Annotated in this window: 26 protein-coding genes and 1 tRNA gene; 19 read left to right on the top strand and 8 right to left on the bottom strand. The window is 36.8% G+C overall.

All coding sequences use genetic code 11. The annotated features are described in order from the left end of the window. Nucleotides 1-48: 48 nt before the first annotated feature. Genes RGB74_RS10140 through RGB74_RS10130 form a run of 3 tightly spaced genes read left to right on the top strand, consistent with a single transcriptional unit; the run spans nt 49 to nt 1,708 of the window. On the top strand, nt 49-759 hold the full coding sequence (locus tag RGB74_RS10140) for a cytochrome c biogenesis CcdA family protein (protein WP_310759200.1): 711 nt from the start codon (nt 49-51) through the stop codon (nt 757-759). Between the two features lie 26 nt (nt 760-785). Then, entirely contained in the window at nt 786-1,241 is a 456-nt protein-coding gene (locus RGB74_RS10135) for a Na(+)/H(+) antiporter subunit B (RefSeq protein WP_310759199.1), read from the top strand. A gap of 2 nt (nt 1,242-1,243) precedes the next feature. Continuing rightward, nucleotides 1,244-1,708 (top strand): CcdC family protein, encoded by a 465-nt coding sequence (locus tag RGB74_RS10130; protein ID WP_310759198.1) that lies wholly within the window; start codon nt 1,244-1,246, stop codon nt 1,706-1,708. 33 nt (nt 1,709-1,741) lie between these two features. On the opposite strand, the gene RGB74_RS10125 is transcribed toward RGB74_RS10130, so the two are convergent. After that, a complete protein-coding gene (locus RGB74_RS10125; RefSeq protein ID WP_310759197.1) occupies nt 1,742-2,167 on the bottom strand; it encodes a DUF2621 domain-containing protein in 426 nt (141 codons plus the stop codon). A 27-nt stretch (nt 2,168-2,194) separates the two neighbouring features. Further along, nucleotides 2,195-2,291: transfer RNA gene (locus RGB74_RS10120), tRNA-Sec, on the bottom strand. A gap of 744 nt (nt 2,292-3,035) precedes the next feature. Here RGB74_RS10120 and selB point away from each other — a divergent pair. Genes selB through phnC form a run of 5 tightly spaced genes read left to right on the top strand, consistent with a single transcriptional unit; the run spans nt 3,036 to nt 8,349 of the window. Beyond that, complete coding sequence (gene selB, locus RGB74_RS10115) at nt 3,036-4,922, top strand: selenocysteine-specific translation elongation factor (RefSeq protein ID WP_310759196.1); 1,887 nt, start codon at nt 3,036-3,038, stop codon at nt 4,920-4,922. Between the two features lie 3 nt (nt 4,923-4,925). Next, the gene (locus tag RGB74_RS10110; protein WP_310759195.1) at nt 4,926-5,951 is read left to right on the top strand and encodes a glycosyltransferase; all 1,026 of its coding nucleotides are present in this window, start codon (nt 4,926-4,928) and stop codon (nt 5,949-5,951) included. Continuing rightward, the gene (gene phnD / locus RGB74_RS10105; protein ID WP_310759194.1) at nt 5,948-6,835 is read left to right on the top strand and encodes a phosphate/phosphite/phosphonate ABC transporter substrate-binding protein; all 888 of its coding nucleotides are present in this window, start codon (nt 5,948-5,950) and stop codon (nt 6,833-6,835) included. Before RGB74_RS10110 ends, phnD begins: the two co-directional genes overlap by 4 nt. 9 nt (nt 6,836-6,844) lie before the next feature. Continuing rightward, nucleotides 6,845-7,603 carry a phosphonate ABC transporter, permease protein PhnE gene (gene phnE / locus RGB74_RS10100; RefSeq protein ID WP_310759193.1) on the top strand — a complete coding sequence of 253 codons (759 nt, stop codon included), beginning with the start codon at nt 6,845-6,847 and terminating at the stop codon, nt 7,601-7,603. A gap of 8 nt (nt 7,604-7,611) precedes the next feature. Further along, the gene (gene phnC / locus RGB74_RS10095; protein ID WP_310759192.1) at nt 7,612-8,349 is read left to right on the top strand and encodes a phosphonate ABC transporter ATP-binding protein; all 738 of its coding nucleotides are present in this window, start codon (nt 7,612-7,614) and stop codon (nt 8,347-8,349) included. Between the two features lie 26 nt (nt 8,350-8,375). Here the strand turns inward: phnC and selD are convergent, their stop codons facing one another. After that, a complete protein-coding gene (gene selD / locus RGB74_RS10090; RefSeq protein ID WP_310759191.1) occupies nt 8,376-9,431 on the bottom strand; it encodes a selenide, water dikinase SelD in 1,056 nt (351 codons plus the stop codon). A 118-nt stretch (nt 9,432-9,549) separates the two neighbouring features. On the opposite strand from selD, the gene RGB74_RS20115 reads away from it, so the two are divergent. Further along, on the top strand, nt 9,550-9,762 hold the full coding sequence (locus RGB74_RS20115) for an Rdx family protein (protein ID WP_396136060.1): 213 nt from the start codon (nt 9,550-9,552) through the stop codon (nt 9,760-9,762). Between the two features lie 53 nt (nt 9,763-9,815). Further along, a complete protein-coding gene (selA, locus tag RGB74_RS10085) occupies nt 9,816-11,195 on the top strand; it encodes an L-seryl-tRNA(Sec) selenium transferase (RefSeq protein ID WP_310759190.1) in 1,380 nt (459 codons plus the stop codon). 38 nt (nt 11,196-11,233) lie between these two features. Here selA and RGB74_RS10080 read toward each other — a convergent pair whose 3' ends face one another. Continuing rightward, a complete protein-coding gene (locus RGB74_RS10080; RefSeq protein WP_310759189.1) occupies nt 11,234-11,374 on the bottom strand; it encodes a small acid-soluble spore protein P in 141 nt (46 codons plus the stop codon). Between the two features lie 77 nt (nt 11,375-11,451). Here RGB74_RS10080 and RGB74_RS10075 point away from each other — a divergent pair, with 77 nt between their 5' ends. Next, nucleotides 11,452-11,712 carry a hypothetical protein gene (locus tag RGB74_RS10075; protein ID WP_310759188.1) on the top strand — a complete coding sequence of 87 codons (261 nt, stop codon included), beginning with the start codon at nt 11,452-11,454 and terminating at the stop codon, nt 11,710-11,712. Here RGB74_RS10075 and sspO read toward each other — a convergent pair. Next, nucleotides 11,709-11,879, bottom strand: a complete 171-nt coding sequence (sspO, locus tag RGB74_RS10070) for a small acid-soluble spore protein SspO (RefSeq protein ID WP_310759187.1) — start codon at nt 11,877-11,879, stop codon at nt 11,709-11,711. The two genes, RGB74_RS10075 and sspO, sit on opposite strands and share 4 nt — an antisense overlap. Nucleotides 11,880-11,962: 83 nt before the next feature. After that, nucleotides 11,963-12,151 carry a DUF378 domain-containing protein gene (locus tag RGB74_RS10065; protein WP_310759186.1) on the bottom strand — a complete coding sequence of 63 codons (189 nt, stop codon included), beginning with the start codon at nt 12,149-12,151 and terminating at the stop codon, nt 11,963-11,965. A gap of 291 nt (nt 12,152-12,442) precedes the next feature. On the opposite strand from RGB74_RS10065, the gene acnA reads away from it, so the two are divergent. Continuing rightward, on the top strand, nt 12,443-15,175 hold the full coding sequence (gene acnA, locus RGB74_RS10060; protein ID WP_310759185.1) for an aconitate hydratase AcnA: 2,733 nt from the start codon (nt 12,443-12,445) through the stop codon (nt 15,173-15,175). Between the two features lie 41 nt (nt 15,176-15,216). Here the strand turns inward: acnA and RGB74_RS10055 are convergent, their stop codons facing one another. Continuing rightward, a complete protein-coding gene (locus RGB74_RS10055; protein ID WP_310759184.1) occupies nt 15,217-15,345 on the bottom strand; it encodes an FbpB family small basic protein in 129 nt (42 codons plus the stop codon). Between the two features lie 151 nt (nt 15,346-15,496). Between RGB74_RS10055 and RGB74_RS10050 the strand changes: the two genes are divergently transcribed. The 5 genes from RGB74_RS10050 to RGB74_RS10030 all read left to right on the top strand — a co-directional run bounded on the left by RGB74_RS10050 (nt 15,497) and on the right by RGB74_RS10030 (nt 17,335). After that, nucleotides 15,497-15,640, top strand: a complete 144-nt coding sequence (locus tag RGB74_RS10050; protein ID WP_310759183.1) for an acid-soluble spore protein N — start codon at nt 15,497-15,499, stop codon at nt 15,638-15,640. Nucleotides 15,641-15,735: 95 nt separating this feature from the next. Further along, nucleotides 15,736-16,251 (top strand): hypothetical protein, encoded by a 516-nt coding sequence (locus RGB74_RS10045; protein ID WP_310759182.1) that lies wholly within the window; start codon nt 15,736-15,738, stop codon nt 16,249-16,251. Nucleotides 16,252-16,305: 54 nt separating this feature from the next. Continuing rightward, the gene (gene tlp, locus RGB74_RS10040) at nt 16,306-16,542 is read left to right on the top strand and encodes a small acid-soluble spore protein Tlp (RefSeq protein ID WP_310759181.1); all 237 of its coding nucleotides are present in this window, start codon (nt 16,306-16,308) and stop codon (nt 16,540-16,542) included. 74 nt (nt 16,543-16,616) lie between these two features. Then, nucleotides 16,617-17,039, top strand: coding sequence for an acyl-CoA thioesterase (locus RGB74_RS10035; RefSeq protein WP_310759180.1), 423 nt, complete (start codon nt 16,617-16,619; stop codon nt 17,037-17,039). Next, nucleotides 17,039-17,335 carry a hypothetical protein gene (locus RGB74_RS10030; RefSeq protein WP_310759179.1) on the top strand — a complete coding sequence of 99 codons (297 nt, stop codon included), beginning with the start codon at nt 17,039-17,041 and terminating at the stop codon, nt 17,333-17,335. The genes RGB74_RS10035 and RGB74_RS10030 overlap by 1 nt, the downstream gene beginning before the upstream one ends. A 2-nt stretch (nt 17,336-17,337) precedes the next feature. Here RGB74_RS10030 and RGB74_RS10025 read toward each other — a convergent pair whose 3' ends face one another. After that, nucleotides 17,338-17,631 (bottom strand): HesB/YadR/YfhF family protein, encoded by a 294-nt coding sequence (locus RGB74_RS10025; RefSeq protein WP_310759178.1) that lies wholly within the window; start codon nt 17,629-17,631, stop codon nt 17,338-17,340. Between the two features lie 155 nt (nt 17,632-17,786). On the opposite strand from RGB74_RS10025, the gene asd reads away from it, so the two are divergent. After that, entirely contained in the window at nt 17,787-18,644 is an 858-nt protein-coding gene (asd, locus tag RGB74_RS10020) for an archaetidylserine decarboxylase (RefSeq protein ID WP_310759177.1), read from the top strand. Nucleotides 18,645-18,709: 65 nt separating this feature from the next. Beyond that, on the top strand, nt 18,710-19,321 hold the full coding sequence (locus RGB74_RS10015) for a uracil-DNA glycosylase family protein (protein WP_310759176.1): 612 nt from the start codon (nt 18,710-18,712) through the stop codon (nt 19,319-19,321). The last annotated feature ends 77 nt before the right edge of the window (nt 19,322-19,398 follow it).

The raw sequence follows: 19,398 nt of genomic DNA, 5'->3' as shown, positions 1-19,398 counted from the left end.
TGAATTCACATTAAGATAGAGAGAGACTATGATTAAGGAGCTATTAAGATGACTGATATCAATATTTGGCTTGCGTTTGCTGCCGGGCTGCTGTCGTTTATTTCTCCATGCTGTTTGCCGCTGTATCCAGCGTTTTTATCGTATATTACGGGAATATCAGTTCAAGAATTAAAAGAAGAACAAGCCATGATGAGAAAAAGAGCTTTATTACATACATTATTTTTTATTTTAGGTTTTTCAATCATCTTTATTGTCCTTGGCTTATCTACCTCCATAATCGGTGATATCTTTGTTCGTTATCAATCTCTTCTAAGACAGATTGGTGCCATTGTTATCGTGTTTTTTGGACTTGTTGTGATGGGCTTAATCGCTCCTGAATTCTTAATGAAAGATAAAAAGATTCGTTTTCAGTCAAGACCAGCAGGTTATTTTGGTTCTGTTCTGATCGGTATTGGTTTTGCTGCAGGGTGGACTCCTTGCATGGGACCGATTCTTGCTGGAGTAATCGCTCTAGGAGTCTCGAATCCTGCTGAATCATTAACTTATATGATTGCTTATGTGCTTGGATTTGCAGTTCCGTTTTTTATTTTAAGCTTCTTTTTGGATAAACTAAAAGTAATTAAAAGATTTAATCGTCAATTCATGAAAATTGGCGGAAGTCTCATGATTGTAATGGGAGTACTGCTATATTTTAACTGGATGACACAATTTACTTCCTTTTTAGTGAACCGTGTATTCGGAGGGTTTCAAGGTTTTTAATTGCAGCCAAGAAAGGAGACTGACACATGAATTCACGCTCAAATGATGTAATCTTAAAAACTACAACTAACACAATCGTTTTTGTTATTTTGGCATTTTCCGTAAATATGCTGCTTTCCGGACACAATGCACCAGGGGGAGGATTTATAGGGGGATTAATGGGAGCGGGAGCCTTTCTGCTTCTATACATTTCTTACGGTTTAAAGCCTGTACATAGGATTTTACCAATTAATTTCACATATATGATTGCCGCAGGACTTCTCATAGCCATTTTAACTGGTGCGGGCTCATTCGTCCTAGGAGTGCCGTTCTTAAGCCACACATTTGGTTATTTTTATTTGCCGCTTCTGGGTAAAACAGAGCTTGCCACTGCAATGCTTTTTGATCTTGGCGTTTATTTTACGGTTATTGGCGTGACGATGACAATCATCTTATCGATTGCAGAAGATAAATTAGAAAAAGCTGAAGAGAAAGGGAACTGACCGTGTTTTTAGTTGCGAGTACATTTTTTGCTATAGTAATGGGGATTTTAATTTTCAAATTTCGAATGAGAGAAACGAGGGAGCCTGTAACATTTAAAAAAATCATTTTGCCTCCTGTTTTTATGAGTACGGGTTTTTTCATGTTTGTAATGCCTTTTTTTCGTGTACCATGGGCAGAAGCGGGGGAGGCGTTCTTGGTTGGTATGATCTTCTCCATATTGCTTATTGCTACAAGTAAATTTGAAATTAAGAATAACCAGGTATTTTTAATACGTTCAAAAGCGTTCATCTTTATTTTAATCGGGTTGTTCACGATCCGATTAGTACTAAAATGGTACATCGGCACGACCGTTTCTTATTTAGAAACAAGTTCATTGTTTTTTATCGTAGCATTTGGAATGATCATGCCTTGGCGTTTAGCGATGCTGTTTCAGTTTAAGAAAAAGAAAAATGAGATTGCCTTATAAGAAAACCCTGAATCCACTGGATTCAGGGTTTTTTTATGCGAGCAATGATTGATAAGGTTTAAGGTCGATATCTTTTTGTTTTAAAGTTTTGATCAGCCATTTATGGTCCCGCTTAGGAGTTGCAACAATATATCCTCTTATAATTAAATCTTCTGTTATGATACTCGCTTTTTCTTCTACAGCTAATTCACCGATTTTACCTGCGATTTTTCCTTTTGCTACATCCCGGAAAAGTTCAGGAACAGGGGCTACTAATTCATTAAGCAATTTTTTTTGATCGTCATTCCAAAGGTGTATGGTCTCGTTAATATAATAGTCCTGCCAATCTAAGATGGATTTACCATCCTCTTTTGGCAAGCGTTTTAAAAATTTACGAAACATAAAGTATCCGCCGATCGCAAACATCGTAAATAAAAAGATCGACCATAACACGATAAAGGTGATGAACCATCCAGACAATGCGTCCACCTCTTATGTAAGAAATTTTGGCGGGACCATGTGGGAATCGAACCCACCGGAGACGGCACGCGCCTCCCAAAAGGTTTTGAAGACCCAGGCAAGCACCAGCTACACAACTGGCCCCAAATAACAAACTGCAAATTCTAGTATAGACTATTAAAAATAAAAAACCAAGTCTATCCTACTAATATCTCATAGTTTTTGAACTATACAAAGTAGGGGAGGTGAGGAAAGGAGTGGTATTGGTCATACTGGTGTTAATGAATGGCTGTTTTCTAAGATTGTTGTTTTAGGTTTAAGATTCTTCGTTGACAAGGAGTGCAAGGTGCGAGCCTGCAGCTAGGATCAGCCTGCCAGCACCATGAATATTCTTCTCATAAGGGATGTGACATGTGACGAAGGAGCTCGCTTAGATGTTGTTTTGCTTCCGGATGCAGGAGCAGCACTTCAAATATCTTCCACCAAGGTGGATCACCATACCCCTCGCGGAAAGCAAGCAGTTGTGAGAGGAAATCAACCACTTCTAAGAGCGACAATACGAAAACAATATGCTGAATGTCGGGTAGTGGTACATAATTACCCGTGGCATTTTGTGCAGCCAAACAGCCGAGTAATACAGGTCGCCAAATGGACTATAACAGTTTGCGGTGTATAACAGAAGGGAAAACACACTATAACAGACCAAGTTGTGGATAAGTGTGGATAACTTTTCTTGTGGATAACTTGTGTGTAATCATAACTGAATATTTATGCAGCGTTGCATAAAAGGCTGGGAAATAATCAAAGAGTGAGTATAGTGCATATTTGTCGAAATTCGTTTATGATTTTCTTAAAGTAAATAATAGATTTTACATAGGTGGTTCTTCAGATGACAATTAACAATTATACGATCGGAATGGCAGGACATATCGATCACGGGAAGACAACTCTGACAAAAGCCTTGAGTGGTATTGATACAGATACCTTAAAAGAAGAGAAAGCCCGCAAAATTACGATTGAACCGGGTTTTGCGCCGTTTAAGCTGACAGATGACCTGCATACTTCGATTGTTGATGTGCCCGGGCATGAAAAATTAATCAGACAAATGATTGCCGGCGTAGCTGGTATTGATCTTGTATTACTTGTTATCGCAGCAGATGAAGGGGTAATGCCCCAAACTAAAGAACACTTTGAAATTTTATCTTTTCTGAACATACAAAACGGAATAATCGTCGTCACTAAATCTGATTTAATCGATGAGGAAATAAGACTTCTAGTGGAAGACGATATTATTGAATTGACAACAGATTCCGCTTTTGAACATCTGCCGGTTTATTTTGTAGACAGTATTTCAATGAATGGGATTGATGATTTAAAAGATGCTATAGCTAAAAAGCTAAGAAGTACTAAAACAAGATCTGCCAATGGAACGTTCCGTATGCCACTGGATCATATTTTTACAGTGAAAGGCCAGGGAACAGTTGTAAGAGGAACGATATTTGAAGGAGAAGTTAAAGAAGGCGAAGAGCTCGAAATCCAACCTGGAGGCGAAAAGGTCAAAATACGAAAACTCCAGGTTCACAAAACAAAAGTAGTTTCAGCGATAGCTGGACAAAGGACTGCTATTAATATTTCAGGCGGAGCAAAAAGTGAATGGAAAAGAGGTCATGTTTTACTTACGCCTAATTCTTGCAGCGTATCAAATACTATTGACCTTGTTCTGACGACAGGTAAAGGATGGGCAGGGAAACTTAAGCAGCGATCACTCATTAAGTTCTATACGGGGACGGCTGAATTGATGGGAAAACTTATTTTATTTGATCGCAATGAACTAGAGCCTTCGACTGAACAAGTCTTTTGCCAAGTCCGTCTGGATGAATTGATTGTGACGAAACGGGGAGATCCATTTATCATTAGACGCCCTTCACCAGAAGAGACGATCGGCGGAGGTGAAGTCATCGATCCGAACGGCGAAAAGTATAAATTTGGTGTTGAAACGTCCAAAATGCTAAAAGAAAAATTCGAAGGGACTCCACAAGAGAGAATTTTACAAACACTTCAAAAAGAAGGATCCTTAAATAAACAAGAGTTAAAAAAATTAGCTGGTATAAGTGCAGAAATTGACAATGTATTAAACGAATCTGTCAAAAATCAAAGGATTATTTGCATAAATGGGTTTTACATGTCGTTCTTGACTTTTAATAGCTTAGAAGAAGAGTTGCGACTTAAATTAGAAGCCTATCATCGTGCTCATTCATTGCGACCGGGCGTACCTAAGGCTGAGATGGTTCAATCACTCAACCCTCACTTGCATCAGAAGGCAATTCAAGGTTTTATAGAAATGATGATCGATCAGGGAATGATAAAAATTAGTGATCAGTTCATGCATTTGCCAGATTTCACACCTTATTATCCTTCTAAATGGGAAAAACGGATGATACAAGTAACAGGTATACTTGAAGAGATGGGAATTGAACCAAAAGATCTATTATCGATCTATAGAAGTCAGCAGCTTCCAGAAGAACTTTATTCTGATTTTAAATATTTTTTATTAAAAAATGATAGAGCTCACATCCTTTATGATGATGTTTTAATTGGCAGTAAAGCTCTCGCTCGCACTGTTGCAATACTAAAAGAAAACACTGATCTGCAATTTACGGTTCAAGATGCAAAAAATGCTCTTCACTTATCAAGGAAGTTTTTAATACCTGTTTTGGAATGCATGGATTCCAAGGGGTATACTGTCAGAGATGAGGCATTAAGGAAATGGGTGTAGGTATTGAAAGAGTTTAATGTTTTGTTTTTCACACCTTATTATCATCAAAATCGAGGAAACTCAGCAACAGCTAAGAGGATTGAATATGGATTAAAGGCAGCGGGGGTCAATGTAACAGTCTTTGCATATGAGGAAGAGTCGATAACCCCAGAAATAATGAGACAGATGAAAAAAGCTGATCTATACCATATTCTTCAATTTGCACGATTTACAAAATGGTATGAAAAGAATGATTTCCATTTGGATCGACCGTATGTTATTACATCAGGTGGTACCGACATTAATCATTCACTTAATGAAAATAAAGAGAAGTACATGAACATCTTAAATGGAGCTAAATCCATTACGGTGTTTACAGACGATGCAAAGATAAATTTGCTTAAAACTCTAATGTTTCATGAAAATTTTGTTCATGTAATCCCTCAGACTATTTTTTTCCCTGAACACTATGGTGAAGTGACAAACATTAACTTCCCGGTTGGCTTGCCAAAAATCTTGTTGCCCGCAGGTTTGCGAGCTGTAAAAGATGTGCTTTATGCTTTTGAACCTATTCGGAAATTACAAAAGAACTATCCTGAAATCGTTTTTTTAATTTTAGGAGCAAATCTTGATGATCAAGTTTTTAAACAAGTAGTCAAATTGACAAATGAATTTGATTGGTTTCATTATAAATCGGATATAGATTTATCACTCATGAGAGAAGTCTATCATTGGGCGGATATTGTAATCAACACGTCTATTTCTGAAGGGCAATCCACCTCTTTGCTTGAAGCGATGGCAGAAAAGAGACCCGTTGTTGCAAGAGACATACCAGGAAATTCGAGTATCATAAATGATGGGTATAATGGACTTTTGTTTGAGGATCAAAAAGGTTTGTACAATTCATTAAAACAACTGATTACAGACCATGATTTGTATGAGAGGTTTTCTTTGCATGGTTACCAAACGATAAAAGAAAATCATCTGTTGAAACAAGAAATTGATTCTTATTTAAAAATATATTCCAATATAGGAGTGGACGAGAAATGAAAAAATTAAGCATATTGTTAATCCTCGTACTTTTTCTAGCAGCATGCGGTACGAAAGACAAAGAGAAAAACGCAAATAAGAAGACAGATGATGTATTTACGATCGGTGTTATTCCTGCTCAAACAGAAGGGGAAATGAAGAGCTCTCTTGATGAATTGCAAAAAGTACTAAGTGGAAAATTAGATCGAGAGGTGAAAATTACATCTTATCCGGATTATAACGGAGTTGTTGAAGCGATGAACTACAACAAAATTGATATGGCGTATTTTGGACCGCTTACATATGTTGTTGCACATGAACAAAGCGGAGCAAAGGCGATAATCACTCAATTAATTAAAGGTGAACCTTTCTATTATTCATATTTGATCACACATAAAGACAGTAAGTACAATTCCATCGAAGATATGGTAAAAGATGTGAAAAATGTGAGATTTGCATTTGGAGACCCTTCTTCAACATCAGGTTCCTTAATACCAAGTATTAAGCTAAAGGATGAGGGAGTCTATAAGAGCGAGTCAGAAAATGATTTTCAAAATGTCCGTTTTACAGGGTCACATGATGCTACTGCTCTTGCTGTGCAAAATAAGCAAGTTGACGTTGGTGCAATCGACAGTGCCATTTTTGATAAACTTGTAGAGGAAGGCACGGTGGATGGAAAACAAATTAAGACAATCTGGAAATCTGAAAAATTATTTCAATACCCATGGGCTGTATCAAAAAATACTGATAAACAAACGATTAAGCAGCTTCAAGATGCTTTCTTATCTATAAAAGATAAAAAAATATTAGAAGCATACGGCGCAACCGGTTTTACAAAAGCCGAAAACAAAGATTATGCGAGTATCCGGAAGGCAGCGATAAAAGAGGGTATGATAAAAGAATAGAGGGAAAAAATGGTTTGGTTTAAAAAAAGTCAGTTCTTTGTCTTATTGCTTATCGCTGTTTTAATATTTTTTAGCATGAGGCTTGCCGAATTTGATCTTTCAAAATTTCGAGACTTTGAAAATATGGGGGATTTTCTAACAAAATGGTTTCCTATGAATACGGAAAATCTTCCATATCTTCTTCAAGAAAGCTTATTAACGATTGCAATTGCCTTTTTAGGTAGTTTGATTGGTCTGCTGATCGGTTTGCCCGTCAGTTTTTTAGCAGCAAGGAATACTGCAGGACATCCGTTTTTATTTACGATGATCAGATTTTTTCTTAGTTTTTTAAGATCTGTTCCTGAATTTGTGTTTGGTCTCATTTTATTAACAACTCTTGGACTCGGTCCTTTTCCAGCTGTTATTGCAATCGTCCTGCATAATATAGGTGTATTAGGGAAACTGATATCTGAATTAATTGAAGCAGCGGATAAAGGACCGATGGAAGCGATGTCTGCTGTAGGATCTACTCGCTGGATTGGTAATGTGTTTGGAATTTTACCTCAAATTTGGCCGAATGTTCTTTCTCAGTTTTTTTACAGGTTTGAGGTAGCGATTCGTACATCACTTATATTAGGATTGATTGGTGGCGGCGGTATCGGCCAGCAGCTCTTTATTCATTTTAAAACATTCCAATATCAGCTTGTTTCCGTCGATGTTATGCTAATTATGATCATTGTTATATTAGTTGATTTTATCGGCAGTAAAATACGTGAAAAGGTAATATAGGTGGTAAAATGATTCAATTTGAGAATGTATCTGTTCGATATCCAGGTGCTGGAGAACCTGCATTAAAAAAATTGAATATCTCCATACAAAAAGGAGAGTTTGTCTGTGTATTAGGAAAAAGCGGAGCGGGAAAATCAACGTTCATACGCTGTATAAATGGTCTTCAGCCAGTAACAGAAGGTACAGTAAAATGGGATAAAATATCACTTTCTGCCATGTCCCAAAAGGAAATGTTAGAAATTCGCAGAAAAACAGGTATGATTTTTCAGCACTATAATCTGATTCCTAGAATGAGTGTCGTCCAAAATGTATTAACAGGTTTGTTTGGTTATAAAAAATCGTATGAAAACCTATTAGGATTATTTAAACCGACCGAAAGACAAGTTGCAATTGAAACGATTAATCAGGTCGAACTGTATGTTGAACCAACAAGAAGAGTGGAAAATTTAAGTGGGGGACAGAAGCAGAGAGTAGCCATTGCAAGAGCCCTCCTTCAAAACCCTAAAGTTTTTTTAGGCGATGAACCTGTTGCGAGTTTAGACCCGGGAACTGCAGACAGAATCTTTCAATTGTTAAAAGAAACACATGAAAAACGGGAGTTAGTAACGGTTATTAACGTCCATGATGTAGGTCTTGCTAAGAAATTCGCAACAAGAATTATTGCCCTGAAAAAAGGTGAGCTTTTCTTTGACGGTACACCAGAGGAATTTAATGATAGCATGTATTCACAAATCTATAAGCATTAAGAAAACTCCGGAAAAATCCGGAGTTTTTACTTTGCCATAATGGGCTTATTCAATAAAGAAGTTACTTTACCAATGATTCTAACATTATCTTTCCCTTTTTTCTTTAGCCGATCTACATAAACATTAGCTTCTTCTTCAGATAAACTTATAAGCAAACCTCCGGAAGTAACCGCATCACATAATATGAGCTGCTGCCACTCTTCTAAATGTTCACTGTATTCCACATCATCTTTTATCCATCGGTGGTTTGCCTTAGATCCTCCAGGTACTATGCCTTCTTGTGCGAGTTCTTTAGTGCCTGGTAATAGAGGTACTTTATTAAAGTCCAGATGTATAGAAATATCTCCTGTTCCTTTAGCCATTTCGGCGGCGTGTCCCAATAACCCAAAACCGGTAACATCTGTAACTGCATTTGGCGAGAGACCTTCAAGACCTTCTGCAGCTTCTTTATTGAGCTCAGCCATTGTTGATGTTACAAGTTCTAACTGTGTGTCAGAAAGTTTATTACTTTTAATAGCAGTGGTTTGAATACCGACACCAATTGGTTTTGTTAGGACAATAACATCACCATTTTTAGCACCAACGTTTTTAAAAACCTTTGATGGATGAACGAGACCTGTTACGGATAAACCAAATTTAGGCTCATTATCATCAATTGAGTGTCCCCCAACTAATATGGCACCAGATTCTTTAACTTTTTCTGATGCACCTTTTAAGATTTCAGCTAGTACATCATGGCCGAGTTTTTTTATAGGAAATCCTACAATATTCATTACTGTTTTGGGCTTTCCTCCCATTGCATAAACATCACTCAGTGAATTTGCAGCAGCGATTTGACCAAACATATAAGGGTCATCAACAATTGGAGTAAAGAAGTCCACCGTTTGTATCATCGCAAGATCGTCTGTTAATTTATATACACCTGCATCATCAGATGTATCAAGTCCCACTAATAAGTTAGGGTCATTTTCTCGTTTGGGCAAATAACGCAAAACTTGCGTCAGGTCTTCAGGACCAATTTTGCATCCTCAGCCGCCTTTTGAAGAATACTGAGTTAGTCGTATTTTTTCGTGATCTTTCATATGTATTCACACCTCCTACATGTAGTATAAACATTTTTTTTGTTTATTGGCTAAGGATATAATAAAATAGGTAATAAAAAAGGAGGTAATCGTTGTGAAGTTAAGAATTGAATTTTGCATGATGTGAAACTTTGCGCCTAAAGCCGCGAGTCTCGCGGAAGACCTTTTTAACCATTTTCGCGCTCAAATATCCTCACTTGAAATGATTCCTAGTTCTGGCGGGGTATTTGAAATTGAAGTGAATGGAAAAAACATTTATTCTAAAAAAGAAACCGGAGAATTTCCGGATCACGACTTTTTAATTAAAGAACTAGAAAAATTAAAAGTTTAAATAAAGCAGTCCTTCTTTAGGATTGCTTTATTCATCTTAAGGAGGATTACATCGTGTCAAATTCAGCGTTATTGAGAAAGCTCCCGGCTGTACATGAAGCTGTTAAAGCAATCAGCCATGAATGGGACGGATCATCTGAAAAAGAAATAACTCGCGCTGTAAAAGATTCGATTTCGTTTTGCCGTACACTAATTCTTAGAGGGATGAGTGCAATTGATGAGAATACTGATTTTTTGCAAATCATTAAGCAAAGAGTAATTAAAGAGTTAGAAAATCCATCAAACCGCATCCGTTCTGTGATTAATGCCAGCGGAGTAGTTATTCATACAAATTTAGGCCGGTCAAGACTAAGTGAAGCGGCTGTAAACCGCATGATGGAGACTGCACTTGCGTACTCTAATCTTGAATATAATCTAGAAGAAGGTAAACGAGGTTCCAGGCATGATCTTACAGAGCATCTGATTAAACAAGTAACAGGTGCTGAAGCGGCGATGGTCGTCAATAATAATGCAGCTGCTGTTTATTTGATTTTAAAAGCGTTTGCTAAAAATAAAGAAGTTATTGTCTCGAGGGGAGAGCTAGTAGAAATCGGCGGATCATTTCGTATATCCTCCATAATGGAGGAAAGCGGAGCTACTTTAAAAGAAGTGGGGACTACAAATAAGACTCATCTTTCCGATTATGAAAAAGCATTAAACGAAAATACATCCATAGTTATGAAAGTACATACGAGTAATTTTAAAGTAATCGGATTTACAAAAGAGGTACCTTCTCATGAGCTTTTAAAATTAAAGAATGAAATTTCAGATGTCATTCTCTATGAAGATCTAGGCAGTGGAGCACTTTTTCCGTTTCAGCATTACGGAATTGGAGAAGAGCCGTTAGTTTCTAAAGTCATCGAACAAGGCATAGATCTCGTTTCCTTCAGCGGCGATAAACTTCTAGGCGGTCCTCAAGCTGGAATAATAGCAGGGAAAAAAGAGTACATCGATATTTTAAAAAAACATCAGCTTGCACGAGTTCTTCGTGTAGATAAATTTACGATTGCTGCGTTAAATGAAACGTTTCATGCTTATCTTAATGACGAAATTTTATCGATTCCTACTGTTCGTGACATTTTGAAAAGTGAGAGTTTGATAAAAGAAAGAGTCAGCTGGATAAAAAATGAAGTCGGAGAACATCTTTCTCTTAACATTGAAGTTGTTGCTGAATTTTCTCAAGTAGGTGGAGGTACTATGCCTGATGTGAAACTTCCTACTTATTGCCTTAGTCTGAAGCATGTAAAGGGTGCAGAATATTTATCTAAACAACTAAAAGAATTTAGAATCCCGATTATTGTAAGGATCAAAGATGACTCCGTATTGATGGATCTGAGGACGATTACAATAAAAGAAGAATCTTTATTATTAGAAGCGATACGTTTAATCAATTAAAAGTGCTGACTCAAGCTGAGTCAGCACTTTTCTGTTATTTAATGACCTTCACCATGATTATTTCTCGTATGGTTACGTTGTTTCACCTTTTTGGAACCACTCATTGGTGCGGGCTGTCCTGGATTTTCACCTTTAGGAGCATTCTTCCGAATATCCTTATAAGAGTTTCTTTCAGCCATGAAAATGCCCTCCGATTGAATAATTATTTTTTCCTTTTGGCAACTTAAGGTATATCAAAAAGAAAGGATGGATTAATATGCCTTATCGCAATAACAAACAACAAACAGATTATCAAGCAGCTGAACAAGGGTATCACCATACCATAGAAGTTTCCAAAAAATTAGATGCTTCATCAAGTGAATATGGTGTTTACTATTCACATTTCATGACTGAAAATGAAAAAGCTTGTCAGCAGATCGAAAATGCTCTTGAAACGGCTTCTGAACATCAGCAACCACAGCTTCAAAATTATTTAGAAGAACTTGAAGGCTTAAGAAACCAGTATCCAAAGCCCTAGTGACGTTTTTTCGTTTTTTTGTTGTTTTGGCGTTCAGCTTCGCTTAATTTTTCGTTAGGTAACACTAATGATTCATTACCAAATTCAGTATTGTATCCTGCACCTTTACCTTGAGCTTTAGCGGCATTCATACCAGGACGCGTGTGATTCGCTTTATCTCTGCTCATCTTTTTATTCACCCCCGTATGAATTAGTGTGTGCAATTGAAAAAAGAAGAAGCACTCCTTTTTTTGGAGTGCTTCAAAGAAAGTTAAGATTTAAATTTGGATATCAGAAGCCACAATCCCGATAGCCCAATCAGACTATAAAGGACTTGCGTCACTGTAGAACCGCTTCCAAAAACTTCTGTTACAACATTAAGATTAAATAAACCGATTAGCCCCCAATTTAAAGCTCCTATTAGAACGAGTAAAGCCGCTAATTTTTTTAACCAATCCATTGCGTTTTCCTCCTGTCTGCTTGAGACGTAATACTGATAGGGAATAAAAAATTTCAAGAATCGTCAGGTCATATATCTTATGACTTAATGAAAATAAGGTGATTATTTTTGTCATAAGAAAAACTTATGTTGATTGATAACGATTAACTATTTTACTTATGAAAAGGTTTTACATATGATAGTAGAGGGAAAAAAAGTTTTTGTGGCTATTATAATAGGAAAACTTACACATTTTTTCGACAATTTTTCTCATAATCGTGTATGATTGTTACTGAAGGGAGAGAGTGGAACATGAAAAAGAATGACGTATTTAAAGCCCGTTCTACTTTTGATGTAAACGGTAAAGAGTATGCTTACTACCGTTTAGCAGCGTTAGAAGAAGCGGGTATCGGAAATGTATCAAAATTACCTTACTCTGTAAAAGTGTTATTGGAATCAGTATTAAGACAGTATGATGGAAAAGTAATTAACAAAGAACATGTAGAAAACCTTGCTAAATGGGGTACGAGTGAATTAAAAGATATAGATGTACCTTTTAAACCATCTCGTGTAATTCTTCAAGATTTTACTGGGGTTCCTGCGGTAGTTGACTTGGCATCGTTACGAAAAGCAATGGAAGATATGGGAGGAGACCCATCTCAAATCAATCCTGATATTCCAGTTGATCTAGTGGTTGACCATTCAGTTCAAGTTGATAAAGCGGGTACGGAAGATTCATTAGCGTTTAATATGAACCTCGAGTTTGCTCGTAATGAAGAGCGTTATAAATTATTGAGCTGGGCTCAATCAGCATTTGATAACTATCGTGCTGTCCCTCCTGCAACAGGTATCGTTCACCAAGTAAACCTTGAGTACTTAGCACCAGTTGTTCTGACAAATGAATCCGAAGGAGAAACAGTTGCATTTCCTGACTCATTAGTTGGTACGGACTCCCACACAACAATGATCAATGGTTTAGGCGTTCTAGGTTGGGGTGTAGGTGGAATTGAAGCCGAAGCAGGGATGCTCGGACAGCCTTCTTATTTCCCTGTACCTGAAGTTATCGGAGTTAAATTAACTGGTTCACTGCCAAACGGAACGACTGCCACTGACCTTGCTCTTAAAGTAACGCAAGTACTGCGTGAAAAGAAAGTAGTTGGAAAGTTTGTTGAGTTCTTTGGACCTGGTCTTTCTGAAATGCCGCTTGCGGACCGTGCAACGGTTTCAAACATGGCTCCAGAATATGGAGCAACATGTGGATTCTTCCCAGTTGATGAAGAAGCATTAAACTATCTTCGTCTTACTGGAAGAACAGAAGAGCAAATCGAACTTGTTGAAGCTTATTGCAAACAAAACGGATTGTTCTATACTGCAGGAACAAGTGAAGATCCAGAATTTTCAAGTGTTGTTGAGATCGACTTGTCACAAATCGAACCAAACTTATCTGGACCAAAACGTCCACAAGATCTAGTGCCTCTTTCTCAAATGAAAGACAGTTTTAATAAAGCATTAGTGGCCCCTCAAGGGAATGCAGGCTTCGGTTTAACAGCTGATGAAATTAACAAAGAGGTTACTGTAAAGCATCCTGGCGGTGAATCCTCCACAATGAAAACGGGTGCAGTAGCGATCGCTGCCATCACAAGCTGTACAAACACATCTAACCCTTACGTTATGCTTGGAGCAGGATTGGTTGCTAAAAAAGCAGTAGAAAAGGGCTTGAAAGTACCTGGATATGTGAAAACATCTTTAGCTCCAGGATCTAAAGTAGTAACTAGCTATCTAGAGGAAGCTGGTTTGATGAGCTACATGGACCAGCTTGGATTCAATCTTGTAGGTTATGGGTGTACAACATGTATCGGAAACTCAGGACCGCTAGCTCTTGAAGTAGAAAATGCTATTTCTAAAAATGATCTGACAGTTACATCAGTACTTTCTGGAAACAGAAACTTTGAAGGACGCATCCACCCGCTTGTAAAAGCAAACTATTTGGCTTCACCGCCTCTAGTTGTTGCGTATGCACTTGCAGGTACAGTTGACTTCAACCTTCAATCAGACTCTTTCGGTACGGATAAGGATGGCAACGAAGTATACTTTAATGACATCTGGCCTTCTACAGAAGAAATTAATGAAGCGATGAAAAAGGCAGTTACACCTGAATTGTTTAAGAAACAATACGAGCGTGTATTCGATGAAAACGAGCGTTGGAATGAACTGAAGACATCTGCTGATCAATTATACAGCTTTGATTCTTCTTCTACTTACATTCAAAACCCGCCGTTCTTTGAAGAACTTTCAGCTGAACTAAAAGAGATTCAACCGCTTAAAGATTTAAAACTGGTTGCGAAATTTGGGGACTCTGTAACAACTGACCACATTTCACCAGCTGGGGCGATTGGAAAAGATACACCGGCTGGACGATATTTAATTAAAAACGGTGTAGAGCCTCGTGACTTTAACTCTTATGGTTCAAGACGCGGAAACCATGAAGTAATGATGCGCGGTACGTTTGCCAACATCCGAATTCGTAATGGTATCGCACCTGGAACAGAGGGTGGATGGACAACTTTCTGGCCGACAAATGAAGTAATGAGCATTTACGATGCAGCAATGAAATACAAAGAAATCGGAACAGGACTTATGGTAATCGCAGGTAAAGATTACGGGATGGGCTCTTCACGTGACTGGGCTGCTAAAGGAACTACCCTCCTTGGTATTCAAACTGTACTTGCTGAAAGCTTTGAACGTATTCACCGCAGCAATCTTGTGTTGATGGGTGTTCTACCTCTTCAATTTAAAGATGGAGAAAACGCAGAAACATTTGGATTAACTGGAAAAGAAACGTTCACTGTTGAAGTTGACGAAACAGTGAAGCCGCGTGATCTAGTTAAAGTAACTGCAGTTTTCGAAGATGGAACAGAAAAGACATTTGAAGTATTAGCACGTTTTGATAGTGAAGTTGAAATTGAGTACTATCGTCATGGCGGTATTCTACCAATGGTACTTCGTAATAAATTAGCTCATTCTTCACAAACACAAAGTAACTAAATGACAGTAAAAAAACCTTTGCCGATTCGGCAAAGGTTTTTTTATGCGTTTTTCATATGTTTCTCATCTAATTTTTTCTCTAACGCCTCAATATAGGATTCGTCTTTTAACAATTGCCGTCTATTTTCATTCACTAATTCACGGAAATTCATTTTTCTGATTCTTCTCATACAGACACCTCATTTACTTTGTATAGTATCAATATCGCCAAAGTAATGTCGAAATAATCACTCTTTGTAAGAAATGTCATCTCTTCGCTGAATGAATAGTTGATTTTGTTTAAAGGAAAGTTAAGAGAAAGGTGGAAAGGAGTGAAGGACTTTGAGTAACCCAAAACGATTTCCAGAGGATTATGTGCCAAATCATATTGGAACACAACCGAGGGAAAGCAATAGTAACAATGGAAAGAAAATGGCAAATAAATCACATGATCATGCGGATTATAACCCGCCAAAAGGAAAATAAATTAAATTTTTATCTCCTAATTTTCATTTTGACTCCCATAATTTCTTGGATTTGTCGAAAAAATGTATGTAGTGAAAGAATTAGGAGGGGTACGTTTGATTACGGCAGCTGTCAAACCATTACCTGTATCACATAATAAGGATGATCAGGATTATTTATACAGACAATTAGAGATTGAAATGCAGCGATTAGGACACCTTGTTCCGTTTCGCGAAGAACTTAATTGGAATAAAGAAATAATAACCATTGACCTAGGAAATGAAGAAACATTAGAAAAGCTTAAAAAAGCAGCAGCAAAAAATGATGGTGTCTTTTTATTTTACGCAAAGCTTTTTAAAGGAACTGTTTATCAGCACATTATTCTACACCCGAATACAGAAGGGTTTTATTTACCATTTCGCTTTGAAGAACCATTCCAGATAACGGTAAAAAACAAAAAATACTGGATAGGTTCATCGATTAGATTAGCAGAAGAATTGGCCTGGCTTGAAATAACGATGAAAAATTCTGATGAGGAAGATGTAGTTGAACTTTGGAAATACCTATCAGAACTTTGTAAAAGCAGTATTGAGAATATGAGCCCGATATTACTCCAAAAAAATAACGAATAATGTTCCAATGTTTTTGCACACACTATTGAAGATCAAATTAAAGGAGTGTGTAAGATGCAAAAACCTAATAAAGACGATCGCAGCAACAATGTTGAACGTTTAGAACAAATGGTGCAAAATACGCAGCAAAACATGCAAGAAGCTAACGAAACAATGGATAATAATTCTCTGACTGCTAGTCAAAAAGAACAGATAAAAGAGAAAAATCAGCATAGACAAGAATCCCTTGAGCAGTTTCAAATTGAAATTCAGGAAGAAAAAGCATATCGAGAAGGCAACGAATTAAAGTAAAGACTGGCATATTGCTGGTCTTTTTCTACGTTTTCTACTACAGTGAAAGAAAAGTAAAAAAGGGTGGCAATAAAGTGAAATATGCAGAAACAACGATTGATGTAAGGTATGCAGAAACAGACCAGATGGGTGTTGTTTATCATGCCAATTATTTAGTTTGGTTTGAGATTGGAAGAACAAAATTTATTGAATCATTAGGATTCAGATATGCGGATATGGAATCAGCTGGTGTTCTTTCTCCTGTTACAGATATTCAAGTTTCTTATAAGAAACCTTTAACATACGGACAAAGTGCGCTTGTGAAAACGGCAGTAATAGAATATTCAGGGATTAAAGTGGTTTACGGCTATCAAATATACAACGAGCATGGTGAGTTATGTGTTACAGGCAATTCAACACACGTTTGCGTGAAAAAAGAATCGTTCAGACCGATTTCCATTAGAAAACATTTTCCGGATTGGCATGCAGCATATGAGAAAGCGAGCAGGGTAGAATAATGGCTTTCGGAATTAAAAAAGAGCAGCTGAAGAAATGGAAAAGAGAAGTGAAAGCAGGAAATATTTCATTTATTACCCACTTTTGGCTTGATTCAAGATTCCCAGGGGAAAAGAGTGTTACGAAAGTTGGCTGCAAGGATTTAAATAAGTTAATTTCTTGGGGAGAAAAATATGGTTTAAAGGCAGAATGGATTCATGAAAAAGAAGCTTATCCCCATTTTGATCTTATAGGGGATAAGCAAAGAATAATTATGAAAAAAGAAGGACGCTATAACGAGCTAGATAAATTCTTGTAAATTCAAGTCTCTGATTTAACAAATTCATATTCGATTTCACCATTTTGAATTTTCACTTTTAAATCATTTTGATCAAAAAACCATTGATCTTCTTCTTCGATAAAAAACTCATGATTTTGGAGATTAAGAGAAGCCGCAGGGTATTTAGGATTATCTTTGCTGATTCCTAAAGAAAAACCTTCCTGTGCTGTACTGCAGCCGCCTAACCTGACAAAAAATCTGATTTTATCGCCCTTATCAGCTTGCAGGTCTTTAATAATAAAATTTGCTGTTTCATCATTCATGTGAATGTTCATATATACACTCCCAATGTCTTATTCTTAGTTTTTTGCTATTGTGCCATAAGCTTATTTAATAAACAATAAAAATGACTCTCCATCTATGTTAAAATGGTTATAATAAATAAGAGCATTTTAATTTGGAAGGATTTATCAGCCGAAGGGGAAATTAAATGAAACAGCGAGTTGCAAAATTATTTTTGACATTATTACCTCAAAATAAAATCTCATCCATTGTAGGTAAGGCAGGCCGTTCAAAATTAAGTAAACGCTATGTAAAACGGTATGCTAAGCATTACAAGATTAATTTATCAGAAATAGAAAAACCTATTCATGAATATGCCCATTTAACGGAGTTTTTCTCAAGAAAACTTAAAGTAGATGCAAGACCTATATGCGGAGAAGAAAATGAAGTAATCTCTCCAGTAGATGGTCTGATTACACAGATGGGCAGTATTGAAAAAGGAACGATTATACAAGCAAAAGGAATTTCCTATTCTGTACAGCGTTTATTGGCTGAAGAAGGAAAGACTTCATTTGAAAACGGGCATTTTATTACAATCTATTTAAGTCCGAAAGATTATCATCGAATTCACATGCCGGTTAAAGCTACCGTTGATAGCAGCACATATATTCCTGGACGTTTGTTCCCGGTAAATGACATTGGTGTAAATCACGTTAAAGGATTATTTACGAAAAACGAACGGGTTGTTACGTTTGCAGATTCAGATTACGGGAAATTAGCTATTGTAAAAGTAGGGGCTTTTATCGTAGGTAGTGTAAAAGTAAATTACGATAATAAAGTCCGTAAATGGAAAAAGGTTATGAAGTCAGCAATGACACCTGTTTCTTATAATAAAGGTGACGAAGTAGGGCATTTTGAATTTGGCTCAACTGTAATTCTTTTATTTGAGGATGCCGATTTTACATTTGATGATGCAATTAAGGTGGGGACTTCAGTACGTATGGGAGAAATCATCGGCAAACATACAGCATCTGCAAAAGCAAAGAAATATTCCGCTACTATATAAATTCTAAACCGGCAAACTGCAGTTTGCCGGTTTTTTTTAACATAAAGTTACTGAAGGAGAATGAAATGAATATTGAGAAATTTTTTCAAGAGGCGAAATCAAATTTTCAAGTAAATGATATACGGACTAAATATTCAAAGGTATTATTTGTTCTTGAATCACCACATAAAGAGGAATTAAAATATGGCGTACCATTAGCTGGTCTATCTGGAAGATCAATGGCAAAAGTGCTCTTTAAAGCAGAACATATTGAACCGATGGGAAAATATTTAGACAAAGAAAAGGAAACTGTCTATGCTATTGTAAATGTTTGTCCATTTCCACTTCAGAAATCAGCATATCCTGAGGAATTTGTTCACCGTTTTACAGATGAATTAAATCTGGCAGAGTCAGTTAGAACAAGTTCTGCAAAAATCTTTCGTGATAAATATAAAGCCGAATTTCACGCTATGGTGTTGCAGGATTTTAAGTTAAGACTTTTAAAAGATATAACTGATGATACTGTTATCGTTCCATGTGGGAAGTTTGCTGAAAAATATGTGGATAAACTGCAATTGAACGAAAGATACAAAATAATTAGTGGAGTTCCGCACCCTTCTTATAATTCATGGACAAAAGAGCGATACAAAGATGTCATAGACCAAGTACGTCATGAAGGAAAGTTAAAAACAAGCTAACTTCATTAGATGATATCTCAGGGGGATTAAGGGAACGGTTAATCAAGAACGAAAATTGAACAGATAATTAGAGCAAT

The organism is Bacillus sp. NEB1478, assembly GCF_031582965.1.
Taxonomy (GTDB): domain Bacteria; phylum Bacillota; class Bacilli; order Bacillales; family Fictibacillaceae; genus Fictibacillus.
The sequence above is the reverse complement of the archived record's forward strand: the minus strand, read 5'-3'. Positions and strand labels throughout refer to the sequence as shown.

Bases quoted from the DNA above. Each gene is read 5' to 3' on its own strand.
- RGB74_RS10140 (WP_310759200.1), top strand. From the start codon at position 49: ATGACTGATATCAATATTTGGCTTGCGTTTGCTGCCGGGCTGCTGTCG.
- RGB74_RS10135 (WP_310759199.1), top strand. From the start codon at position 786: ATGAATTCACGCTCAAATGATGTAATCTTAAAAACTACAACTAACACA.
- selB (WP_310759196.1), top strand. From the start codon at position 3,036: ATGACAATTAACAATTATACGATCGGAATGGCAGGACATATCGATCAC.
- phnD (WP_310759194.1), top strand. From the start codon at position 5,948: ATGAAAAAATTAAGCATATTGTTAATCCTCGTACTTTTTCTAGCAGCA.
- phnE (WP_310759193.1), top strand. From the start codon at position 6,845: ATGGTTTGGTTTAAAAAAAGTCAGTTCTTTGTCTTATTGCTTATCGCT.
- phnC (WP_310759192.1), top strand. From the start codon at position 7,612: ATGATTCAATTTGAGAATGTATCTGTTCGATATCCAGGTGCTGGAGAA.
- RGB74_RS10080 (WP_310759189.1), bottom strand. From the start codon at position 11,374: ATGGCTGAAAGAAACTCTTATAAGGATATTCGGAAGAATGCTCCTAAA.
- RGB74_RS10075 (WP_310759188.1), top strand. From the start codon at position 11,452: ATGCCTTATCGCAATAACAAACAACAAACAGATTATCAAGCAGCTGAA.
- sspO (WP_310759187.1), bottom strand. From the start codon at position 11,879: ATGAGCAGAGATAAAGCGAATCACACGCGTCCTGGTATGAATGCCGCT.
- RGB74_RS10065 (WP_310759186.1), bottom strand. From the start codon at position 12,151: ATGGATTGGTTAAAAAAATTAGCGGCTTTACTCGTTCTAATAGGAGCT.
- acnA (WP_310759185.1), top strand. From the start codon at position 12,443: ATGAAAAAGAATGACGTATTTAAAGCCCGTTCTACTTTTGATGTAAAC.
- RGB74_RS10055 (WP_310759184.1), bottom strand. From the start codon at position 15,345: ATGAGAAGAATCAGAAAAATGAATTTCCGTGAATTAGTGAATGAAAAT.
- tlp (WP_310759181.1), top strand. From the start codon at position 16,306: ATGCAAAAACCTAATAAAGACGATCGCAGCAACAATGTTGAACGTTTA.
- RGB74_RS10030 (WP_310759179.1), top strand. From the start codon at position 17,039: ATGGCTTTCGGAATTAAAAAAGAGCAGCTGAAGAAATGGAAAAGAGAA.
- RGB74_RS10025 (WP_310759178.1), bottom strand. From the start codon at position 17,631: ATGAACATTCACATGAATGATGAAACAGCAAATTTTATTATTAAAGAC.
- asd (WP_310759177.1), top strand. From the start codon at position 17,787: ATGAAACAGCGAGTTGCAAAATTATTTTTGACATTATTACCTCAAAAT.
- RGB74_RS10015 (WP_310759176.1), top strand. From the start codon at position 18,710: ATGAATATTGAGAAATTTTTTCAAGAGGCGAAATCAAATTTTCAAGTA.